We start from the raw sequence: 2,815 nt of genomic DNA, 5'->3' as shown, positions 1-2,815 counted from the left end.
GGTATTGATGCCGGTGATGACAGCTTCAGTGCAGGTTTAATGGATGATCCGATTGATACGGTGCGGAATTATTTCCCGGCCGAAGGTGAATTCGGTACCATTATGTTTGAAGACCTCTGGCCTTCATTCGGAGATTATGACATGAATGATCTTGTTGTCGGGTATCAGTTCTCTGAATTAACGAATGATCAGAATGATATTCTCAGCATCGATATGACTTTCCAGATCCGCGCAACAGGTACCGCTGTAAGAGCTGGTTTTGGTATTCAGTTCGACGAACTTGAGCCTGACGACATTGCGTCTGTTGTCGGTACCCGCCTGTCAGGCGACACTTTTATCAATCTTAACAGCGATGGCACAGAAGCAGCTCAAAGCAGGGCAGTTGTTATTGCATTCGACGATGCAAATCAAAACTTTCCGAGAATGGGCAACGTGTTTGAGGGTCGTAATCCCAGAAATCCGGACGTCGTTTCGCTCACCGTAACTTTCGAAGACCCTGTTGCCAGAGAAGATTTAGGCTCCGCTCCTTACAATCCGTTTGCATTCTTTTATGGCAATAAAAATCAGGTTGTTGAAGGTGATACTTTAGTTGTGCCTTTTGGAGGCCGCGGCAATGAAGTTCACCCGCCTTTCAATATTCCTACTGACCTCGTAGATGCTAGTTTGTTCAACAACTTTGAAGATAACTCAGCTGAAGCTGGTTGGTACAAAAGTACTGATGTTGCCCGGGTAGGTAAAAACATGAACTTTGCAATTGCTGTACCCGAGCTTATTCCACACGCCATTCAAAGCAGACGCTTCGCAAGTGCACTCGTAGATACAACTACCGGTGATGCACTTGAAGCACATGCATACCTTCGCTTCGCAGCATGGGCAGAATCTAACGGAACTGTTAATCAGGACTGGTACACCGATAATCCCGGAAACAGAGACGAGAGTCAGCTTATCATCCTGCCGGATCTTCTTGATCCCGATCCGCTCGATTAATCCATTCCGGCACGGCCTTAAGGCTGGCCCAGTACTTTAAAAAAGCTGTCCGGCACCCCGCCGGACAGCTTTTTTTTATTCCTAAAAGCCTTGCTTTTGCATGTCAACCGCATTTCTGAGCTGCGGATGCTCGATCCGGTTATCAAAACCGTAAGCCCCGAAATGTTCTATCCCGTAAACTTCGTAGCCGGCAAGCACAATCGGGATGAGCTCTTTAAAGAGGCCGAACATATGCCGGATGGTAGGGATGCGGGTGAATCCTGAATCATCAGAAACATTGCTGAGGATGGCTTTGTCCAGCGTTTCGATGATGCTCTGCATGTTGTAGAGCAGCGCGATGTCATCGGCGGTCTGCACGTCGAATGCCGTAAGGATGCCGGTGTTCAGCAGCATGTGAAAGGTAGATGACCGCAGCAGCGGCGGCATTGCACCGCGAAAGCCCTCAATCTGATAGGCATAAGCTTCCAGGGGACTGAAATCCGGATCTTCGGCAATCCGTTTTTCGATGCGGGAAATAATCTCGTCGTAGTAAGCATACAGCATCACCATCCGCTGATGGTTGTAGTTCAGCTCCGCAGCAATCCGGAATTTGGCTTCTTCAAGCTGTGCCTGCTTCTGCCGCCCTTCACGCCATTCGTTTACCCAAAAACCGAGCATCACTGCAATGATGATGGCGCTCATCTCCAGCAGCAGTACAGCCCACAAGCTGCTGCCGTTTTGACCTTCTCCCGCACTTTTTCTGAAAAATCTGAACATAGAAACCTCCCGCTTTGAATTAACATCAGGTAAATCAGGGTCTTAATCCTGAAAGTAATAAAAAGCGCAGGAACTTGTGCAGCATGTATTTGACATGATTCTGACCATAAAAAAGGCCGTACTGAAAACTCAGTACGGCCTTTTTATTTCAATTTTGATGCAATTACACTACAGCTGCTTAGCGGATGAGCTTTGCCAGCACAACTTCCGTTTCGCTTGCGGCCTGCTGCATCACCTGATTGATAACGCCGCCGAAAGGCTTGGCGAGCAGCTCAGAGTCCATGCGGCCGATGTAAGTCTTACCGTCGCTCTTCTTATAGATAGCTACGCGGCAGGGCATTAGCGGACTCACAATGCGCTCGTCGTCGAGTTTCAGGATTTCAGCTGAGTAGCGGCTTGAGCAAAGCTCGAAAATCTTTACTTCAAGTACTTCATGTCCGTGTCCCAGCAGGGTTTCCTGCATGTCGTGCACGGCTATGATACTCCAGCCGGCGGCGCGCACTTCCTGTTCAAAAACTTCAACGGTCGTTTCAAAATCGTATTTGCTCTCGTCTTCCAGCATCATCATGCCGGGAAGTGAATAAAAACCAACGAAACCCATAATTACGAGTCCGCCAATAAAACTAACTGCCGCTGCGAGAAAAATTTGCTTGTTCATTTTGCTTTCTGTTTAGTTTGATGAGCCCGGGCCTGAAGCTTTGGGCGTCGTGTATATTTGTTTTCTGAAAGCAAATATAGCTAATCGAATAGAAGTATAAGGTTACTTTGGTTACATAAGCTATTCTTGTTTTTAGGGTGATTCAAAAGCAGAATCATACCAGTATAGCATTCAGCCCCCGCTTTCCTCATTCCGGTCGAACGTGAATTTGAAATACAGAATGAGCAGTACAAGCAGCAGGGTGATGGTATTCGCAAGGATGATGGGCAAATCACCAATCATCAGGCCGTAAACAAGCCAAAGGAAAACGCCGGTAGCAAAAATGGAAAACATCCCAAGGGAGAGGTCCTTGGCTGACTTCGATTTCCATGTTTTGATAACCTGAGGAAGAAATGAAATGGTTGTGCAGGTAGC

At 47.4% G+C, this 2,815-nt stretch carries 4 protein-coding genes; 1 reads left to right on the top strand and 3 read right to left on the bottom strand.

The features are described 5' to 3' along the window. The coding region (locus LAT75_RS15520) for an LruC domain-containing protein (protein ID WP_291483745.1) at positions 1 to 987 on the top strand (987 nt) is incomplete at its 5' end. Between the two features lie 81 nt (positions 988 to 1,068). On the opposite strand, the gene LAT75_RS15515 is transcribed toward LAT75_RS15520, so the two are convergent. From LAT75_RS15515 to LAT75_RS15505, 3 genes are all read right to left on the bottom strand, one after another. After that, on the bottom strand, positions 1,069 to 1,743 hold the full coding sequence (locus tag LAT75_RS15515; protein ID WP_291483743.1) for a hypothetical protein: 675 nt from the start codon (positions 1,741 to 1,743) through the stop codon (positions 1,069 to 1,071). A 178-nt stretch (positions 1,744 to 1,921) separates the two neighbouring features. Further along, complete coding sequence (locus LAT75_RS15510; protein ID WP_291483741.1) at positions 1,922 to 2,401, bottom strand: DUF302 domain-containing protein; 480 nt, start codon at positions 2,399 to 2,401, stop codon at positions 1,922 to 1,924. 171 nt (positions 2,402 to 2,572) lie between these two features. After that, a partial coding sequence (locus LAT75_RS15505; protein ID WP_291483739.1) for a SemiSWEET transporter occupies positions 2,573 to 2,815 on the bottom strand: 243 nt, incomplete at its 5' end.

The organism is Cyclonatronum sp. (assembly GCF_022565315.1).
Taxonomy (GTDB): domain Bacteria; phylum Bacteroidota; class Rhodothermia; order Balneolales; family Cyclonatronaceae; genus Cyclonatronum.
Note: the sequence above shows the minus strand (reverse complement) of the source record. Positions and strands in the feature narration are given on the sequence as shown.